Source organism: Advenella kashmirensis W13003 (assembly GCF_000506985.1).
Taxonomy (GTDB): domain Bacteria; phylum Pseudomonadota; class Gammaproteobacteria; order Burkholderiales; family Burkholderiaceae_B; genus Advenella; species Advenella kashmirensis_A.
This window is the reverse complement of the sequence record NZ_KI650983.1, coordinates 102,962-120,608: the sequence shown is the minus strand read 5'-3', so window position 1 is coordinate 120,608 and position 17,647 is coordinate 102,962. Positions and strand designations below refer to the sequence as shown.

Sequence of the window (17,647 nt, the reverse complement as noted above, 5' to 3'; positions counted from 1 at the left end):
AGGAGTTGAAGTAATGGATACAAAAGCCGCTGTTGCCACCAAAGCGGGGGCACCGCTGACGATCGAGACTGTTCAGCTGGACGGTCCGCGCGCCTTTGAGGTTCTGGTGGAAATCAAGGCATCGGGTGTGTGTCACACCGACATGTTCACACTGTCCGGTGACGATCCGGAAGGTATTTTTCCGGCCATTCTGGGTCATGAGGGCGCCGGTGTGGTCGTGGAAGTAGGGTCGGGTGTCACCACGCTCAAACCCGGCGACCACGTGATTCCGCTTTATACGCCAGAGTGCCGCAACTGCGAATTCTGCCTGTCCCGCAAAACCAATCTTTGCGGCGCCATTCGTGAAACGCAGGGCAAAGGCCTGATGCCTGACGGCACCAGCCGCTTCAAACTGAACGGCAAGGATGTGTTCCATTACATGGGCACGTCGACCTTTTCCAACTATACCGTCGTACCGGAAATTGCCCTGGCAAAAATCCGTGAAGATGCGCCTTTCGAAAAAGTCTGCTATATCGGCTGCGGCGTCACCACCGGTGTCGGCGCCGTGATCTATACGGCCAAGGTTCAGCCGGGCGACAAGGTCATTGTGTTCGGCCTGGGCGGCATTGGGCTGAACGTGGTGCAGGGGGCTCGCATGGCGGGCGCCGATATGATTATCGGTGTGGACATCAACCCGGCGCGTGAAGAGCTGGCACGCAAATTCGGCATGACGCACTTTGTCAATCCGAAAGAAGTCGAAGGCGAGATCGTGCCGTATCTGGTCAGTCTGACCAAGGGCGGCGCCGATCATACCTTTGAGTGTATCGGGAACGTCAACCTCATGCGCCAGGCGCTTGAATCCTGCCATAAGGGCTGGGGCAAGAGCACCATTATCGGTGTTGCCGGCGCAGGTCAGGAAATTTCCACCCGGCCATTCCAGCTGGTGACCGGCCGCGTCTGGCAGGGGTCTGCTTTCGGCGGCGCACGTGGCCGTACCGATGTGCCCAAAATTGTGGACTGGTATATGGAAGGCAAGATCAATATCGATGATTTGATCACGCATGTCATGCCCATCGAAAAGATCAACGAAGCGTTCGATCTGATGCATGAAGGCAAGTCCATCCGTTCGGTCGTCACATTCGATTGATCGGAGTGAAGATTTGAGGCATACGATCTGCAGACAGTGTGCCTTTCAGAAGCAGTAAGCCTGTCGTGCCGTTACGGACACAACAGATAAATAGAGGGGGCTCCTGTTCAGGAGCCCCTTCGCTATTTCGGAAAATACAATACTGTTCAGAGAGGCATCAGGCAGCGACCGCCTGTTGTTCATAGATGCGTGCCATCTGCTCCAGCGGAACCGGTTTGATGCCGGAGGCGCGACCTGCGCAACCGAAAGCGTCAAAACGCTGTTCACAAATCTGTCTGGCGGCAGCCGTGGCTTCTTTGAAGAATTTTCTTGGATCGAATTCAGATGTGTTTTGCATCATGCTGCGACGCATAGCACCTGTCATGGCCAGACGAATATCAGTATCAATATTGACTTTGCGCACACCGTTTTTAATGCCTTCGCAAATTTCCTGCACCGGTACGCCATAGGTTTCGCGAATGTCACCGCCATGCTCGCGGATGATCTGCAACCATTCCTGCGGAACCGATGAGGAGCCGTGCATGACCAGATGGGTATTGGGAATGCGCTCGTGGATGGCGCGGATACGATCAATCGCCAGAATATCGCCAGTGGGCTTGCGGGTAAATTTATAGGCGCCATGGCTGGTGCCGATGGCAATGGCCAGAGCATCCACGCCGGTTCTGGCCACAAAGTCGGCCGCCTGCTCCGGGTCGGTCAGCAATTGCTCATGCGACAGGACGCCCTCGGCGCCGGAACCGTCTTCTTCTCCTGCCTGACCCGATTCCAGCGAACCCAGGCAGCCCAGTTCGCCCTCTACCGAAACACCCACGCAATGCGCCATGTCGGCAACCTGTCGCGTGACCGCAACATTATATTCATACGAAGCCGGGGTTTTCATGTCGGCCAGCAGCGAACCATCCATCATCACACTTGAAAAACCGGAACGGATGGACGCCTGGCACACGGCCGCGCTGGCACCGTGGTCCTGATGCATACACACCGGGATATCGGGCCAGGATTCGATAGCGGCTTCAACCAGCCGGCGCAGGAACGCTTCGCCGGCATATTTGCGGGCACCGGCCGAGGCCTGCAGAATGACAGGGCTGTCCCGGTTTTCTGCCGCCTGCATGATGGCCTGGATCTGTTCCAGATTATTGACATTGAAGGCGGGAATGCCGTAATCATGTTCTGCAGCGTGATCCAGCAATTGACGTAAAGAAACGAGAGCCATGTTGATCTCCTTGGAAGGGCGGCGTCCGTGAACAACACGGACGCGGTGAACAAAGGGTTATTGACTGGTTTTGAGCAAGGAACGCACGGCGTCACACACGGTGTCCGGGGTCAGGCCGAAGTAGTGGTAGAGCTGCCCGGCGGGTGCGGATTCCCCAAATGTGTCGATGCCGATGGCGGTGCCCTGATTGACGACACCGCGCCAGAACCCGCTGGCACCGGCTTCAATACTGATACGAGGCAGGCCTGGCGGCAGGACCTGATCCTGCCAGGAAGCGGGCTGGGTGAAGAAGACTTCCACGCAAGGCATGGAAACGACGCGCACCGCAATCGCCTCGTCTTGTAACGCGCTGGCCGCTTTCATAGCGATCTCCACTTCGGAGCCGGTCGCAATCAGCACGGCTTGTGGCTGTGTCGTATCGTGCAGGATGTAGCCGCCGCGGGCGATCTCGGCGCGTTGCGCCTTGTCGCGGGTAAAGGGCGTCAGCCCCTGGCGCGACAAAATCAGGCAGCCCGGACCGTCGCGACGCTGCAATACAGCCTGCCAGGCCAGGGCGGTCTCCTCGCCGTCGCAGGGTCGCCAGACCTGGTTATTGGGAATCAGGCGCAGCGCGCCCAGATGTTCGATTGGCTGATGTGTGGGACCGTCTTCTCCCAGGCCGATGGAATCGTGTGTGAAGACATGAATCACGCGCTGCTTCATGAGCGCCGCCATGCGGATCGCATTGCGCGAATAATCCGAGAACGTCAGGAACGTCCCGCCATAGGGAATGAATCCGCCGTGCAAGGCCAGGCCATTCATCATGGCGGCCATGCCGAATTCGCGCACACCATAGCTCAAATAGTTACCCTGACCATGATGATTGACCCAGACTGACGATTTGACGTTGGTCAGGTTCGAGCCCGTCAGATCGGCCGAGCCACCTAACAGGCCGGGCAGGGTGGGCGTGATGGCTTCGAGCACCAGCTGTGACGCCTTGCGTGTGGCCACTTTACTGTGCAGGGCGTCAGACGTGTTCAGCAGCGCTTCCAGTTCCTGCAGCGTGTCTGCGGGAATGTCGCCGGACAGGCGCAGTGCCAGTTCACGCGCATCATCCGGATAGTGGGCCTGCCACCGATCGTAATCCCGTTGCCAGGCCGCCTGGCGCATGGTGCCCGCTTTGACCGCGTTCCAGCCGTTGACGATATCCTGGGGCAATTCGAATTCGGCGTGATGCCAGTTGCGCGCGGCGCGCATGGCAGCGATTTCGTCTGCGCCCAGCGGCGCGCCATGGACATCGTGGCTGCCAGCCTTGGTCGGTGCGCCGTGACCGATGCGGGTGCGGCAGCAGATCAGGGTCGGGTGGTTTAATGACGCCTGTGATTTTGCCTGCGTGATGGCTGCGTCAATGGCGGCGGCATCATGACCGTCTACATCGGCAATCACGTTCCAGTTATAGGCGGCAAAGCGTGTCGGGGTATGGTCGCCGAACCAGCCGGAGATATCGCCATCAATCGAAATACCATTATCGTCATAAAGACAGATCAGTTTGCCCAGTCCAAGCGTACCTGCCAGGGAGCAGGCTTCGTGGCTGATGCCTTCCATCAGGCAGCCATCGCCCAGAAACACATAGGTGTAATGATCCACAATCTCATGACCGGGGCGATTGTAGCGACGCGCAAGCAGCTTTTCGGCAAGCGCCATGCCGACCGCATTGGCCAGTCCCTGGCCCAGCGGACCGGTGGTGGTTTCCACGCCCGGGGTCAGTCCCACTTCGGGGTGGCCCGGGGTTTTGGAATGCAGTTGGCGGAACTGGCGTATTTCCTGCAGTGGCAGATCGTAGCCGCTCAGATGAAGCAGGGCGTACAACAGCATGGAGCCATGTCCGTTGGAGAGCACAAAACGATCGCGGTTGAACCAGCCGGGGTCGGCCGGGTTGTGGGACAGGTGGCGGCGCCACAGGACCTGAGCAATATCGGCCATTCCCATGGGCGCGCCGGGGTGGCCCGATTGGGCCTGCTCCACCGCGTCGGCAGCCAGAAAGCGCAAGGCATCGGCATGGCGTGTGTCGGGCACGGTGATTTTCTCGGCAACATTCATCTTGTGTTCTCCTTAGGTCTGCGTGGCGCGCTTTTTGCGTTCCATCATGCGCCAGATAAATGGGGTGAAGATCAGTTGCATGGCCAGTTCCATCTTGCCGCCGGGTACCACGATTGTGTTCGCGCGCGACATGAAGGAGTCGTGAACCATATTGAGCAAGTATTGAAAATCAATGCCCTTGGGATTGGCAAAGCGGATGACCACGAAGCTTTCATCGGGGGCGGGTATGTCGCGCGCAATGAATGGATTGGAGGTGTCTACGCAGGGCACGCGCTGGAAATTGACATGAGTCAGCGAAAATTGCGGGCAGATATGATTTACATAGTCGGGCATGCGCCGCAAAATGGTATCGGTAACCGCTTCGGCCGAATAACCCCGGGTGGATTTGTCGCGCCACAGTTTCTGAATCCACTCCAGATTGATGACCGGTACGACGCCGACCAGCAGATCCGGAAATTGTGCGATATTGATATCCTTGTGTACGACTGCGCCATGCAGCCCTTCATAGAAAAGCAGATCGGTGCCGGCAGGAATATCTTCCCAGGCCGTGAACGTACCCGGTTCCTGTTGATATGGCGCTGCTTCGCGCGTGTCGTGCAGATACTTGCGGCGTTTGCCGCTGCCGGTTTCACTGTAGCTGCGAAAAAGCGTTTCCAGTTCTGCAAACAGGTTGGTGTCCGGGCCGAAATGACTGAAATTGGCATTGCCGCTTTTTTCTGCGACGGCCTGCCGCTCCTTCATTTCGGCGCGGTTATAGCGGTGAAAACTATCTCCTTCAATGGAGGCGGCGGTCACACCTTCGCGCCGAAAAATATTCTCGAATGTTCGGGTGACCGACGTGGTTCCTGCGCCTGAAGAACCGGTAATGGAGATAATCGGGTGGCGTTCTGACATAATGATGGCCCCTGGATGAATAATAAATAAAATGGTTTGCACCGGCATCGCGCGATAGCGGGCCGTCAGCGGGAGGGCGTTCGGCGTACCGCTTTGCATCTGGCCGGCCTATTGCATATTCGGTGACTCCGTAAACAGGCTGCGCTCATGAAAGAGCGGATTGGGCGAGTCAATTTGTAAAGGATGCTTGTGAAAGTCTTCTATGCGTTCCACTTCGTTCTTTGATCCGAATATCAGACCGATACGCTCGTGAATGGCAGTGGGCGTGACTTCCAGGACCGGCTGGCGACCCGTGCTGGCCCGTCCGCCAGCCTGCTCCATGATGAAGGCGATCGGGTTGGCTTCATAGAGCAAACGCAGTCGACCGTTGCGCTGGGGCTGTTTGTTGTCTCGTGGGTATAGAAACACGCCGCCGCGCATCAGGATACGGTGGGCTTCGGCCACCAGTGAGGCGATCCAGCGCATATTGAAGTCTTTGCCGCGTTCTCCTGTTTTGCCGGCGATGCATTCGTCCACATACCGCCGCACCGGGTCCTCCCAGAATCGGCTGTTGGAGGTGTTGATGGCATATTCGCAGGTATCCTCGGGAATTTTCAGATTGGGGTGCGTCAGCATGAATTCGCCCACTTGTGGACACAGCGTAAAGGCATGCACCCCATTGCCGACCGTCAGTACAAGCATGGTCGATGGTCCGTAAATCGCGTAACCGGCCGCCACCTGCTGCACGCCCGGTTGCAGATAATCCTCGGCCCGGGTCGGGCGTCGGGAGTCGGGTGTACGCAGCACCGAGAAAATACTACCGACGGCAACATTTACATCGATATTGGAGGATCCGTCCAGCGGGTCGAACAACAGCAGGTATGCGCCGCGACTGTAGGGTTTGGGGATACGATAAGGTTCATCCAGTTCTTCCGAGACCATGCCGGCCAGCTGTCCGCCCCATTTGTTTCCTTCAATGAACAGATCATTGCTCAGCACATCCAGTTTCTTTTGCTCTTCGCCCTGCACATTGGTGGAATCGGCGCTTCCATTGATGCCCGCAAGGGCGCCGCAGGCAATAGCATGTGAAATTCTGCGGCAGACCAGCGCGATATTGAGTATCACGCTGTTGAAGTCTCCGCCCGCTTCGGGAAAGCGCTTGCGTTCGTCGATCAGAAACTGTGTCAGGGTAGGGCGTTGTGGGTAGGGCATGATCGTCTCCTCTTTCTGAATCATGGATATCGGTATTCAGCCGGCCTTGAGCAGCGGATCGGCATGCAGGCATTTGAGCGTGAGCAGATCCACCATCGTCTGGTGAAGGCCGTTGCCGGACGGCACTGGCAAATCCGGTTCACCCAGATGCGGCAGCACCAGCATGGCAGCGCTGAAATCCTGATCACGGGTGTAATGCGTCGGCGTAATGATGGTTGCAATACCGGCCTGTGTAGCCGCTTGCAGGCCGTTCGCGGAATCCTCAAAGGCGATGCAATTGGCCGGTTCCACCTTAAGCTGGGCGAGGGCGTGCAGGTAGACGTCGGGGTCCGGCTTTTTTTTGCCCGGGGAGCTGGCGTCGCAAATGACGGCAAAGAACTTTCGCCAATCTGCGCCAAGGCAATGCTCCAGCAGGGCTTGTACATTGGCTGGGGTGGTGGTGGTCGCAATGGCGACCGGCATGCCGGCGCAATACGCGTCAATAATCAGGCGATGGATACCGGGGCGCAAGGTCAGCTGTCCGTTGTCCACCAGGCGCGCATATTCCCGGGTCTTCAGTGCATGAATCTCACGAATTTTGCGTGCCGCTTCCAGTGTACTGGCGCCCCTGGGATCGATGGACAGCCAGTAATGGGCAATGCGCTCCTTGCCGCCACTGATGGCAAGCAGTTCCTTATAAAGATCCTCGTTCCAGTACCAGTCCAGGCCTGCAAGGATAAAGGCAGTGTTGAATGCGCGCAAATGGACCGATTCGGTATCGGCCAGTGTGCCATCTACATCGAAGATCAGTGCCTTGAGCATGTCATGTCTCCCTGTGGTCAGCCTTGTGGTTATTCTGTTCATGGGCGGCGTCTGTATCCGGAGCGGCTTCACTGAACACCCGGCTGGCCAGAATGTCCTGCGCGGCAATCGTCTGCAGTGCTTCGTCGCTGACGCTGTCGGGATTTTGCATGAGCCTGGAGGCGTGACGCAGGCGCGCCCGTTCAAGGGCGTTGCGCACGCTGCGGGCATTGGCAAAGTAGGGCTGTTGCATGCGTTTGACAATATAGTCGGCAAAGGCCTGTTGCGCCTGCGCGTCGAGCCGGTACTGCATGCCTTCGAGCATAATGCCAGCGATCTGTTCCAGTTCGCCGGGTGCATAATCCGGAAAATCAATGTGATGGGCGACACGTGAAGACATGCCCGGATTAGAGGAAAAAAATCGATCCATCCTGTCCTTGTAACCCGCAAAAATCACCACCAGATCATCACGATTGTTTTCCATGACCTGAAGCAGAATTTCAATGGCTTCCTGGCCATAGTCACGTTCATTTTCCGGGCGATACAGGTAATAGGCCTCATCGATAAACAGAACACCGCCCATGGCCTTTTTAAGAATCTCTTTGGTTTTTGGCGCCGTGTGCCCGATATACTGGCCGACCAGATCGTCGCGAGTCACGGCCACTAGATGACCGCGCCGCAGATAGCCCAGCCGATGCAGGATCTCGGCCATGCGCATGGCGACCGTGGTTTTGCCGGTGCCGGGATTGCCGGTAAAACTCATATGCAGGCTGGGCGCACCCGTACGCAGGCCGCGCTCGGCCCGCAGCTTGTCGACCAGAAGCAGGGCGGCAATATCACGAATGCGCTGCTTGACCGGCGTCAGCCCGATCAGCTCGCGATCGAGCTGCTGCAGTGTAGCGGCAATGGCCTGCCTGTCCTGGGCAGACGTGCTGTCGCTTGTCTTGCGTTCTGTGGGCGGGCGTTCTGCGGTGACCGTCGCTTGGGTCATCATGCTCTCCTTTTATTTGCAGTGATTTTCGTCAGGCGGCTTGATTTCCCGGTGCCGCCCGGGCAAGGCCATCAATAGCGGTTGCCTTCAGGTGCAGTCACGACGGCGTAGCTTTCGGTGGTGTAGCGCATGCGTCTACCGTCAATTTCCTGGCGAACCAGGCGGAAACCCGGCTCGTTTTCAGGGCGATTGACGATGAAGGACATCACAACAGACTCGACGGTATGGGTCGAATCAAACGCTGTGACCCGGATATAGTGATTCGGAAACGTATTGCGCGCCTGCTCGATTTCCTGCAATATGCCGGCGGCATCGCGCAGATCGAACATGGGGTTGCCGAACATCTCCCAGAAGGTATTGCGCGGGTGCGGATCATCGGTATATTCAATGCCCACCGCCCAGCCGTTATCCAGGCAATACTGGAGCTGTTTAGTGATCTGTTCGTTGGTCAGATCGGGAAGAAACGAGAAGGTGCCTTGTGTAATTCGCATGATGTTTTTTCCTGTCGTGAAATGCGGTAATTTTTGCCTGCCTGTGGCAACTGTGAATACAGCAACTGTGAGTTGAAAAACTATGATTCCAACAACTGTGACTTCAGGCAACAGAAGGCATGGGCGTGTAGTCGGACGTGTCGGTGGACTGATAATTGAAAGTGACTTCACCCCAGGTATCCAGGGCTGCGCGCAAGGGGCCGCAGTGTTTGGCGGCGTCCTTGAGAATTTGCGGGCCTTCCTCTGCGATATTGCGACCCTCATTGCGCGCCAGCACCATCGATTCGAGTGCGACCCGGTTGGCGACCGCGCCTGCCTGAATGCCATCGGGGTGACCAATGGTGCCCCCGCCAAACTGCAACACCACATCATCGCCGAACAAGTCCAGCAACTGGTGCATCTGCCCGGCATGAATGCCGCCAGAGGCTACCGGCAAAACCTTGCGCAATGCCACCCAGTCCTGATCGAAGAAAATACCGCGCGGCAAGTCGGTTTCTGTGTAAGACTGACGGCAGACGTTGTAGTAGCCCTGTACGGTCATGGGATCGCCTTCAAGTTTGCCGACCGCGGTGCCAGCATGCACATGGTCCACGCCGGCCAGGCGCAGCCATTTGGCAATCACCCGGAAAGAAATACCGTGATTTTTCTGGCGCGTATACGTGCCGTGGCCGGCGCGATGCATATGCAAAATCATGTCGTTCTGCCGGCACCAGTGTGAGATCGACTGAATCGCAGTCCAGCCGACCACCAGATCGACCATGACAATAATAGATCCGAGCTCCTTGGCAAACTCTGCGCGACGGTACATCTCTTCCATGGTGCCGGCGGTGATATTCAGATAACTTCCCTTGACTTCGCCGGTTGCCGCAGATGCCTTGTTGACGGCGTCCATCACAAACAAAAAGCGGTCGCGCCAATGCATAAAGGGTTGTGAGTTGATGTTCTCGTCGTCCTTCATGAAGTCCAGGCCGCCTTTGAGGCCTTCATACACTACACGGCCATAATTGCGTCCGGACAAGCCCAGCTTCGGCTTGGTCGTCGCGCCCAGTAACGGACGTCCGAATTTATCCAGGCGTTCGCGTTCCACAATAATGCCTGTCGGTGGGCCCGCAAAGGTTTTCACATAGGCTGGCGGAAAGCGCATATCTTCAAGGCGCGCGGCTTTCAGCGGCTTGAAGCTGAAGACATTGCCGATAATGGATGCGGTCACGTTTGTGATCGAACCTTCTTCAAAGAGCGACAGATCATAGGCGATATAGCAGAAGTATTGATTCTCGCCGTTAGGGACGGGCTCGACCTTATATGCTTTGGCCCGATACTTGTCGCAAGCAGTCAGCCTGTCGGTCCAGACGACAGTCCAGGTGGCAGTGGACGATTCCCCGGCCACGGCGGCAGCCGCTTCGATCGGGTCGACGCCTTCCTGGGGTGTGATACGGAACACGGCAAGAATATCGGTGTCGGAAGGCTCATAGTCGCCATCCCAGTAGCCCATTTGTGCATATTTGAGTACACCGGCGGCGTAACGTTTTTTCTGATCTCTGATCTGGACGTTGCTGATATCGTTCATTGTTTATCTCCTGAATGCCTTGTGTGATCAAGCCGGCAGGATGTTGCGTCTGACGGGTATGAACAAACTATACAAACGCGCATGCTTCAGGTCTAATAATAAATATCGGAAAAATCATAAGCGCAGGCTTATACATCACCATGCGACGTTACACACTGAGACAGCTTGATACTTTCCTGGAAGTGGCCCGCGCCGAGTCGGTATCGAAGGCGGCCGAGAAACTGCATGTCACGCAGCCGGCGGTATCAACGCAACTGAAGCAACTGGAAGAGGTGCTGGGAATTGCGCTGGTGGAGGCCAACGGGCGGCAGATCCGCCTGACCGATGCGGGGCGAGAGGTCGAGCAGTTTGCCATCGCGGCCACCTCGCAACTGAGCCAGCTTGATGATGTGGTCGAAGACCTCAAAGGCTTGCAGCGCGGTCGTATCAGCCTGGGTATAGTGGGTACGGCAAAATATTTCGTCCCCATGCTGCTGGTGCATTTCCGGCGTAAATTTCCGTCAATTGAAATTTCACTGCAGATACAGAACCGGGACCAGATATTCAGAATGCTCGAGCGCAACGAACTGGATCTGGCGATCACAGGTCGTGTGCCCGAGGCGCTCGATTGCCTGTCCGAGGCGTTTGCCACCAATCCGCTCGGGTTTGTGAGCGCGCCAGGCCACCCGCTGTCGCGGCGGCGGCAGGCGCCGCTGTCCATTTTCAACGATGTTGATTTTGTGGTGCGCGAGAACGGGTCGGGCACACGCGCGACCATGGAAAGTGTTTTTGAAAAGCACCAGATCGCTCCGCGCATTGTGATGGAAATGCCCAGCAACGAATCCATCAAGCAGGCCGTCATGGCAGGCATGGGCGTGACTTTTTTATCGTTGCGTACCGTACGTCACGAGCTGGCGGCAGGGCATTTGGTGCTACTCGATATGCAGGGGATGCCTATCGTCCGTCAGTGGCGGGTCGCCCATTTGAGAACCAAAAAGCTGGCGCCCGCCGCGCTGGGGCTCAAGGCGTTTCTGATCAGTGATGGTGCTGCACTCATTAATGTGTGGGCCTGAGCCGACGTGGTACACAGTGTCACGCATGCGTCACATCAGCGTGTGCGGTTGGGCAAGATGTCTCGATTTCGGTTGCAAGCCATCGCGGTCCTGCGATTGCGAAGCCGGTTTTCATATCCATTTGTTAACGTCAGGACGCGGCTGGCGCAAGAATAGATCGACTGTCTAAGGGTTTATCACTACTGCGGGCCGTCTGGTATGGATATTGCTTAAGAAGGAGCGCGAGAGGTTTAAACGCACACACTGGCAGGGGTGTTATCGCGCCGGCAGATCAGCGCGGGATAACGAAATGATACTTCTAAGCAATAATGGACGGAGACAATAGATGAAGCGAATACTGCTTTCTATCACGCTCGCGATGGGAGTTGCGGTTCCCTTCGCGCATGCGAACGACAAACTGATCGAACTTTCCAAAAGCGATGAAAACTGGGTGCTGCCCGGCAGAACCTATAGTGAAACCAACTACAGTCCGATGAAGCAGATCAACGTTGACAATGTCAAGACGTTGAAGCCGGCCTGGAGTTTTTCAACGGGCGTGCTGAACGGACATGAAGGAACGCCGCTCGTTGTGAATAATGTCATGTACATTCACACACCGTTTCCCAATACAACTTACGCGGTAGACCTGAAGGAACCGGGGAAAATTTTGTGGAAACACGTGCCCAAGCAAAGTGCTGCTGCCCGTTCCGTGGCTTGTTGCGACGTTGTTAACCGTGGTCTGGGCTATTGGCCGGGTGATGGTAAGACACCACCGCTGATTCTCAAGACTTTGCTTGACGGTCACGTTGTTGCATTGAATGCCGAAACGGGCGAGGAGTATTGGAAGGTCGAGAACTCGGATTATAAGGTGGGTTCAACACTGACCATCGCGCCTTATGTTGTCAAGGATATCGTGCTGATCGGTTCCTCGGGCGCGGAACTGGGTGTGCGGGGATACGTGACGGCGTATGACGTCAAAACCGGTGAGCAGAAATGGCGTGCCTATGCCACAGGCCCTGACGAAGATATTATCCTTGCAGATAATTTCAACGAGAAGAATCCACATTACGGTCAGAAAGGCCTGGGTACCGAGACGTGGGAAGGGGACGCATGGAAAATCGGCGGCGGCACCAACTGGGGCTGGTATGCCTACGATCCCGATACCAACATGGTGTATTTCGGTACCGGCAACCCCGCTCCATGGAATGAAACCATGCGTCCTGGCGACAACAAATGGACGATGGCGATCTGGGGCAGGGATGTTGATACCGGCCAGGCAAAATTCGCCTATCAGAAAACACCTCACGATGAATGGGACTATGCCGGCGTGAACGTCATGATGCTCAGTGAGCAAAAAGACAAGAACGGTAAAATGCGTAAGCTGCTGACCCATCCCGATCGTAACGGCATTATCTATACGCTGGATCGGGAAACAGGCGAAATGGTATCTGCCGACAAGATTGACGATACGGTGAACTGGGTCAAGAAAGTCGACCTCGAAACCGGCCTGCCATTGCGCGATCCTGAATTTGGAACCCGCATGGATCATAAAGGTCGTGATATCTGCCCATCCGCCATGGGTTATCACAACCAGGGGCACGATTCCTACGATCCCGAGAAGCAACGATTCTATATGGGTGTGAACCATATTTGTATGGATTGGGAGCCATTCATGCTGCCTTACCGTGCCGGCCAGTTCTTCGTGGGCGCGACCTTGAGCATGTATCCGGGGCCCAAGGGTGACCGCCAGAACTTTACTGGTCTGGGTCAGGTCAAGTCATATGATGCCATTACCGGCAAATTTGACTGGGAAGTGATGGAACGCTTTGCAGTCTGGGGCGGTACCATGGCGACTGCCGGCAATCTGGTGTTCTACGGTACCCTGGATGGGTATATCAAAGCACGTGACACCCGTAATGGCAACCTTGTCTGGAAATACCGGCTGCCTTCCGGCGTCATTGGCCATCCTATGACGTACATGCATGACGGCGTTCAGTATGTCGCTATTTTCTACGGTGTGGGCGGCTGGCCTGGCGTCGGCCTGGTGTTCGATCTGGATGATCCGACAGCAGGTCTTGGCTCGGTCGGCGCGTTCAAAAATATTCAGCACTACACCGCGATGGGTGGTGGGGTGATGGTCTTCTCACTCGATGGAAAAGGAGTGTACGACGATCCTAACCTGGGTGAATATGCCGCCATGAATACTTCTGCCAAGCCAGCAGGCAAGGCAGAGGACAAGAGCGCCAAGCAGTAACGGCAGCAAGGGTACACCCGCCGTTTCTGAGGGAAATGGCGGGTGGTTGGATAGGCAGATTAAAAAGAACCGGCAAACAGGCCGGGATAATGGAGACAAATATGTTGAAAGTGACGCGAGGGAAATGGGCCGGCTCATGTATACCTGCTTCGGCAATGTTCGTGGCGCTACTCTTGGCAGGAAGCAGCAGTGCGCAGCAGGTTGAAGGCGAAGTTCCAGCGTCGGCAGACACGTTGCGTATTTGTGCGTCATCTCACGAAAATCCCTATACCAGTAAAGACGGGACGGGTTTCGAAAATAAGGTGGCAGATCTGGTCGCAAAATCCATCAACCGGAAGCCTGTCTTCGTATACACAGACAAGCCGGCTATCTATCTGGTTCGGGATTTCCTGGATAAAAATCAGTGCGACGTGGTCATGGGATTGGATACGGGCGATGAGCGGGTACTGACGTCAAAACCGTATTACCGTACCGGCTACGTATTCGTGACACGTACCGATAGAAATATTCATATCAAGGACTGGGAAGACAGTCAGCTGGAGAAACTGACCAGCATCGCCATGTCGGTCGGTTCGCCTGCCGAGCTGATCCTGAAGGCTATCGGAAAATATGAAACCAATATGAATTACATGTATTCACTGGTCAATTTCAAATCGCCACGCAATCAGTATGTGCGGCTTGATCCTTCTCGAATGGTCAATGAAGTCATTCAGGGCAAGGCCGATGCCGCCATTGCCTATGGCGCCGAGGTGGGACGCTATGTAAAAGCGTCAAGTGTTCCCCTGACGATGGAGTTTGTGCCCGAAGACCGAATTGCCGACGGCGCGGGCAACAAGATCGAATTCAATTATTCACAATCGATGGCCGTTCGCAAGAACGATCAGGCGTTGATGAAAGAAATCAACGAGGCCATTGCCAAAGAGCAATCGCAGATTACCAAGTTACTGGAAGACGAAGGTATTCCATTGCTGCCCATTCCGTCTTGAGCGCGGTCGGCCGGTATGTTTCGCAAGACACGAAAAAATTTCAGGAGATAACCACAGTATGATGAAGCTAGCATTGATCAAACGTCTTGTATGTTGTGTAGCGATTGCTTCGGTTTATGTTGTGCCTGCTGCTGCCCAGCAGATGCCATTTATCAATATCGTAACAGGTGAGCCCCTGGACCTGAAGTCCGGTAAGGAAGAAGGTCGGGATACGCCGGCGGTCAAGCAATTCATGCAGACCGGCCAGAACCCTTATAACGAAGACAAGGAAGCTCTGGTGAAGGGAAAGGATATTTTCAATACGTCCTGTTCCGGTTGCCATGGACATCTGGCTGAAGGGAAAATCGGTCCCGCTCTGAATCACGGGAACTGGCATTATGATCTGGAAGAAGACAAAGCCATGTTTGAAGTCATTTTTGGCGGCGCTGAACGCCAGATGGGCCCGCAGAACGAATTTCTCACTCAGGATGAAATATTGCATGTTATGGCCTGGGTGCGCCATCTCTATACCGGCAAGGCTGAGGATGCCAGCTGGCTGACAGAAGAGCAAAGGAAGAACTTCAAGCCATATAAAGAATAATCCATCCCTGATGGGTGGATAGCGGATCTTGCGTTTCAAACGCGGGAAAATCGGAACCTGCGCTGTTCGGCCAGCAGTCGCCGTCTGGCAGGTATGACAAAAGAGGAGAAACTGATGAGACATTCTATAGTACGTTCGGCGCTCGTGCTGGCCGGGGCTGCAGCGATGACCCTGGGTTCACTGAACGCAATGGCCTATGACGGTACGAAGTGCAAGGCGCCAGGCAATTGCTGGGAGCCCAAACCTGGCTACCCGGACCAGGTGAAAGGATCAAAGTACGATCCCAAGCATGACCCCAAGGAGGTTGCCAAGCAGCAGGAAAGTATCCAGGCGATGGAAAAACGCAACAAATTGCGCGTGGATAACTTCAAAAAAACCGGCAAATTTGAATATGACGTCAAAAAAATTCCCGCTTCATAAGGCTTTGTCCGGTCGATGTGCCCATCCCCGGCCGGGTGTCGTCCGGGGATGGCTGGAAGGGAGGCATCAAAAAGCCGGCGTGTGATTGTCATAACGCAGAAACATGCGACGGCCGTCGGGAGAAGAATTTCATGATTCAAGGCACTGCCGAAGACGCGATTGATCTGGTGCAATGGCGCCAGCATGCGTTGTTGTTTGAGCAGGAGGTCGCGAAAGCGGCTATCGGGCAGACACGCGCTATCCGGTTAATTACGATTGCAATATTTGCCAGAGGCCATGTCCTGCTGGAAGGGGATGTCGGCGTTGGCAAAACGTTAATGCTCAGGGCAGTAGCGCGGGCCATTGGCGGTGCATACAGTCGCGTGGAAGGTACGATCGACCTGATGCCATCAGATCTGATTTACCATACCTATCTGAATGAAGAGGGCAAGCCGCGCGTCGAAGCCGGACCGTTACTGTCGCACGGCGAGGATATTTCGGTTTTTTTCTTCAATGAAATCAATCGTGCCCGACCGCAGGTGCATTCGCTATTGCTCCGGCTCATGGCAGAAAAGGCGGTCAACGCGTTCAATCGTGATATTCAGCTGCCCAATGTTCAGGTTTTTGCGGATCGCAATCAGATCGAAAAAGAAGAAACCTTCGAGTTGCCGGCTGCGGCCCGCGACCGGTTCTTCATGGAAATACCCGTACAGGCCCCGCGGGACAGGCAACTGCGCCGGGAACTGATTTTCAATACACGTTATCACGATGTCGATCTGTTAATTGAGCAAGTCGACCACAGGGTCTTGGATTACACCCGGCTCAATGACGTTGCCAGACACATTCAGAACCATGTTCAAACCAGTCGGACGCTGCAGGACTATGTCGTGACTCTGTGGGACGCCGTCAGAGAGCCGCAGCAGGCGGGTATCGACATTGCTGGCGTCGATACCGCCAGGCTCATCAAAGGGGGCGCCAGCCCGCGCGGAATGGCGGTGCTCGTGAGAGCCGCCAAAATTCTGGCGTGGCTGGAAGGGCGGGACATGGTTCTGCCTGAGGATGTGCGCGAAGTCTTCTATGAAACCGTGGGCCACCGCATATTCCTCAACCCGATTTATGAAATGCGCAGGGAGGATATCGTCAGCCAAATGTGTCGCCAGGTTTTCTCCAAAGTGGCGGTGCCATGAGTACCGTGAGTGCCGCGAGAGAGCAGGCCGGCGACAGCGGTGTGATTGATTATTCGTTGCGCTGGCGCGCACAGGGCGTGTATCCCGGTAGTCATCGTGGTGCCGGCGGCGCAGCAGCAGGTCTGTTTCGCGCGCTTGTTCCCTTTGAACGGGCGCCGGACATGCGTCGGCTGGACTTGCGACGCAGCATGCGCGATCCGTACGGACAGTGGTATGTAAAAGAGTATCAGCCACGCCTGTCGGTGCAGGTATATGCGCTTGTCGATGTGTCTGCATCCATGGCCTGGCGTGACGATAATCGCAGTAAGCTGGACGTGGCCGGTCAGTTTTGCGATTTGCTGGCTCGCGCGGCGCATCGCAATGGAGACAGTTTTGGTTTGTATGCCTGTGGCGGGGATATTCTGGAAGAGATCAGTTTGCCCTCCAATCGCAATCGTGCTGTTGTAAGCGATATTGTTTCCCGGCTCAGAACGCTGTTGCCCACCGCCGATAGCGCGGCCGCGCTGGAGACCGCCGCCGAGTATTTACAGGGACCCCGCAAGCTGGTCTTTCTATTTTCAGATTTCCTTTTTCCAGAGCAACAGACGGAGCGGATTCTTGCTGCGATTTCCAGTCATGATGTGATACCTGTGGTGCTGGAGGACTATTCCGTTGCCGATTTGCCCAACTGGGGGTTCACTGAACTGGCTGACCTGGAAACCGGTCAGCGCCGGTTTGCAATTGTCCGGTCATCGCTAAAGCAACGCTGGCTGCAGGAGAGCGAACATCGCCGGGTGCGTCAGGACGCCTTGTTCGCACGCTATGTCAATCGGCCTTTTCGGGTGGGGCGAACGCTGGATATTGAGTCCTTGAACACGTATCTGCTTGAGCGATAGGGG

16 protein-coding genes are annotated in these 17,647 nt (G+C 55.7%); 8 read left to right on the top strand and 8 right to left on the bottom strand.

The window, feature by feature from the left end; genetic code table 11:
• Window positions 1-13: 13 nt before the first annotated feature.
• Window positions 14-1,126 (top strand): S-(hydroxymethyl)glutathione dehydrogenase/class III alcohol dehydrogenase, encoded by a 1,113-nt coding sequence (locus W822_RS44475; protein ID WP_024007295.1) that lies wholly within the window; start codon window positions 14-16, stop codon window positions 1,124-1,126.
• Between the two features lie 157 nt (window positions 1,127-1,283).
• On the opposite strand, the gene fba is transcribed toward W822_RS44475, so the two are convergent.
• The 8 genes from fba to W822_RS44435 form a co-directional block, all read right to left on the bottom strand.
• Complete coding sequence (gene fba / locus W822_RS44470) at window positions 1,284-2,339, bottom strand: class II fructose-bisphosphate aldolase (RefSeq protein WP_024007294.1); 1,056 nt, start codon at window positions 2,337-2,339, stop codon at window positions 1,284-1,286.
• Between the two features lie 57 nt (window positions 2,340-2,396).
• Complete coding sequence (gene tkt / locus W822_RS44465) at window positions 2,397-4,418, bottom strand: transketolase (protein WP_024007293.1); 2,022 nt, start codon at window positions 4,416-4,418, stop codon at window positions 2,397-2,399.
• 12 nt (window positions 4,419-4,430) lie between these two features.
• Window positions 4,431-5,312 carry a phosphoribulokinase gene (locus tag W822_RS44460; protein WP_024007292.1) on the bottom strand — a complete coding sequence of 294 codons (882 nt, stop codon included), beginning with the start codon at window positions 5,310-5,312 and terminating at the stop codon, window positions 4,431-4,433.
• A 108-nt stretch (window positions 5,313-5,420) separates the two neighbouring features.
• Window positions 5,421-6,503: a class 1 fructose-bisphosphatase gene (locus W822_RS44455; protein ID WP_024007291.1), complete on the bottom strand. Its 1,083-nt coding sequence runs from the start codon at window positions 6,501-6,503 to the stop codon at window positions 5,421-5,423.
• Window positions 6,504-6,539: 36 nt separating this feature from the next.
• Window positions 6,540-7,304, bottom strand: coding sequence for an HAD family hydrolase (locus W822_RS44450; RefSeq protein WP_024007290.1), 765 nt, complete (start codon window positions 7,302-7,304; stop codon window positions 6,540-6,542).
• Window position 7,305: 1 nt separating this feature from the next.
• Window positions 7,306-8,274 carry a CbbX protein gene (gene cbbX / locus W822_RS44445; protein WP_081724479.1) on the bottom strand — a complete coding sequence of 323 codons (969 nt, stop codon included), beginning with the start codon at window positions 8,272-8,274 and terminating at the stop codon, window positions 7,306-7,308.
• Between the two features lie 71 nt (window positions 8,275-8,345).
• Window positions 8,346-8,765 carry a ribulose bisphosphate carboxylase small subunit gene (locus W822_RS44440; protein ID WP_024007288.1) on the bottom strand — a complete coding sequence of 140 codons (420 nt, stop codon included), beginning with the start codon at window positions 8,763-8,765 and terminating at the stop codon, window positions 8,346-8,348.
• Between the two features lie 103 nt (window positions 8,766-8,868).
• Window positions 8,869-10,332 carry a form I ribulose bisphosphate carboxylase large subunit gene (locus W822_RS44435; protein ID WP_024007287.1) on the bottom strand — a complete coding sequence of 488 codons (1,464 nt, stop codon included), beginning with the start codon at window positions 10,330-10,332 and terminating at the stop codon, window positions 8,869-8,871.
• A 140-nt stretch (window positions 10,333-10,472) separates the two neighbouring features.
• Between W822_RS44435 and W822_RS44430 the strand changes: the two genes are divergently transcribed.
• From W822_RS44430 to W822_RS44410, 7 genes are all read left to right on the top strand, one after another.
• Window positions 10,473-11,384 (top strand): LysR family transcriptional regulator, encoded by a 912-nt coding sequence (locus tag W822_RS44430; RefSeq protein ID WP_024007286.1) that lies wholly within the window; start codon window positions 10,473-10,475, stop codon window positions 11,382-11,384.
• A gap of 325 nt (window positions 11,385-11,709) precedes the next feature.
• A complete protein-coding gene (locus tag W822_RS44425) occupies window positions 11,710-13,617 on the top strand; it encodes a methanol/ethanol family PQQ-dependent dehydrogenase (RefSeq protein WP_024007285.1) in 1,908 nt (635 codons plus the stop codon).
• Between the two features lie 101 nt (window positions 13,618-13,718).
• A complete protein-coding gene (moxJ, locus tag W822_RS44420) occupies window positions 13,719-14,603 on the top strand; it encodes a methanol oxidation system protein MoxJ (RefSeq protein WP_024007284.1) in 885 nt (294 codons plus the stop codon).
• A 58-nt stretch (window positions 14,604-14,661) separates the two neighbouring features.
• Complete coding sequence (moxG, locus tag W822_RS0124190; protein WP_031243720.1) at window positions 14,662-15,183, top strand: cytochrome c(L), periplasmic; 522 nt, start codon at window positions 14,662-14,664, stop codon at window positions 15,181-15,183.
• Window positions 15,184-15,297: 114 nt separating this feature from the next.
• Entirely contained in the window at window positions 15,298-15,603 is a 306-nt protein-coding gene (locus W822_RS0124185; protein WP_031243718.1) for a methanol dehydrogenase [cytochrome c] subunit, read from the top strand.
• A gap of 131 nt (window positions 15,604-15,734) precedes the next feature.
• Window positions 15,735-16,769 (top strand): AAA family ATPase, encoded by a 1,035-nt coding sequence (locus W822_RS44415; RefSeq protein WP_024007283.1) that lies wholly within the window; start codon window positions 15,735-15,737, stop codon window positions 16,767-16,769.
• Window positions 16,766-17,644 carry a DUF58 domain-containing protein gene (locus W822_RS44410; RefSeq protein ID WP_024007282.1) on the top strand — a complete coding sequence of 293 codons (879 nt, stop codon included), beginning with the start codon at window positions 16,766-16,768 and terminating at the stop codon, window positions 17,642-17,644. The genes W822_RS44415 and W822_RS44410 overlap by 4 nt, the downstream gene beginning before the upstream one ends.
• Window positions 17,645-17,647: the final 3 nt, after the last annotated feature.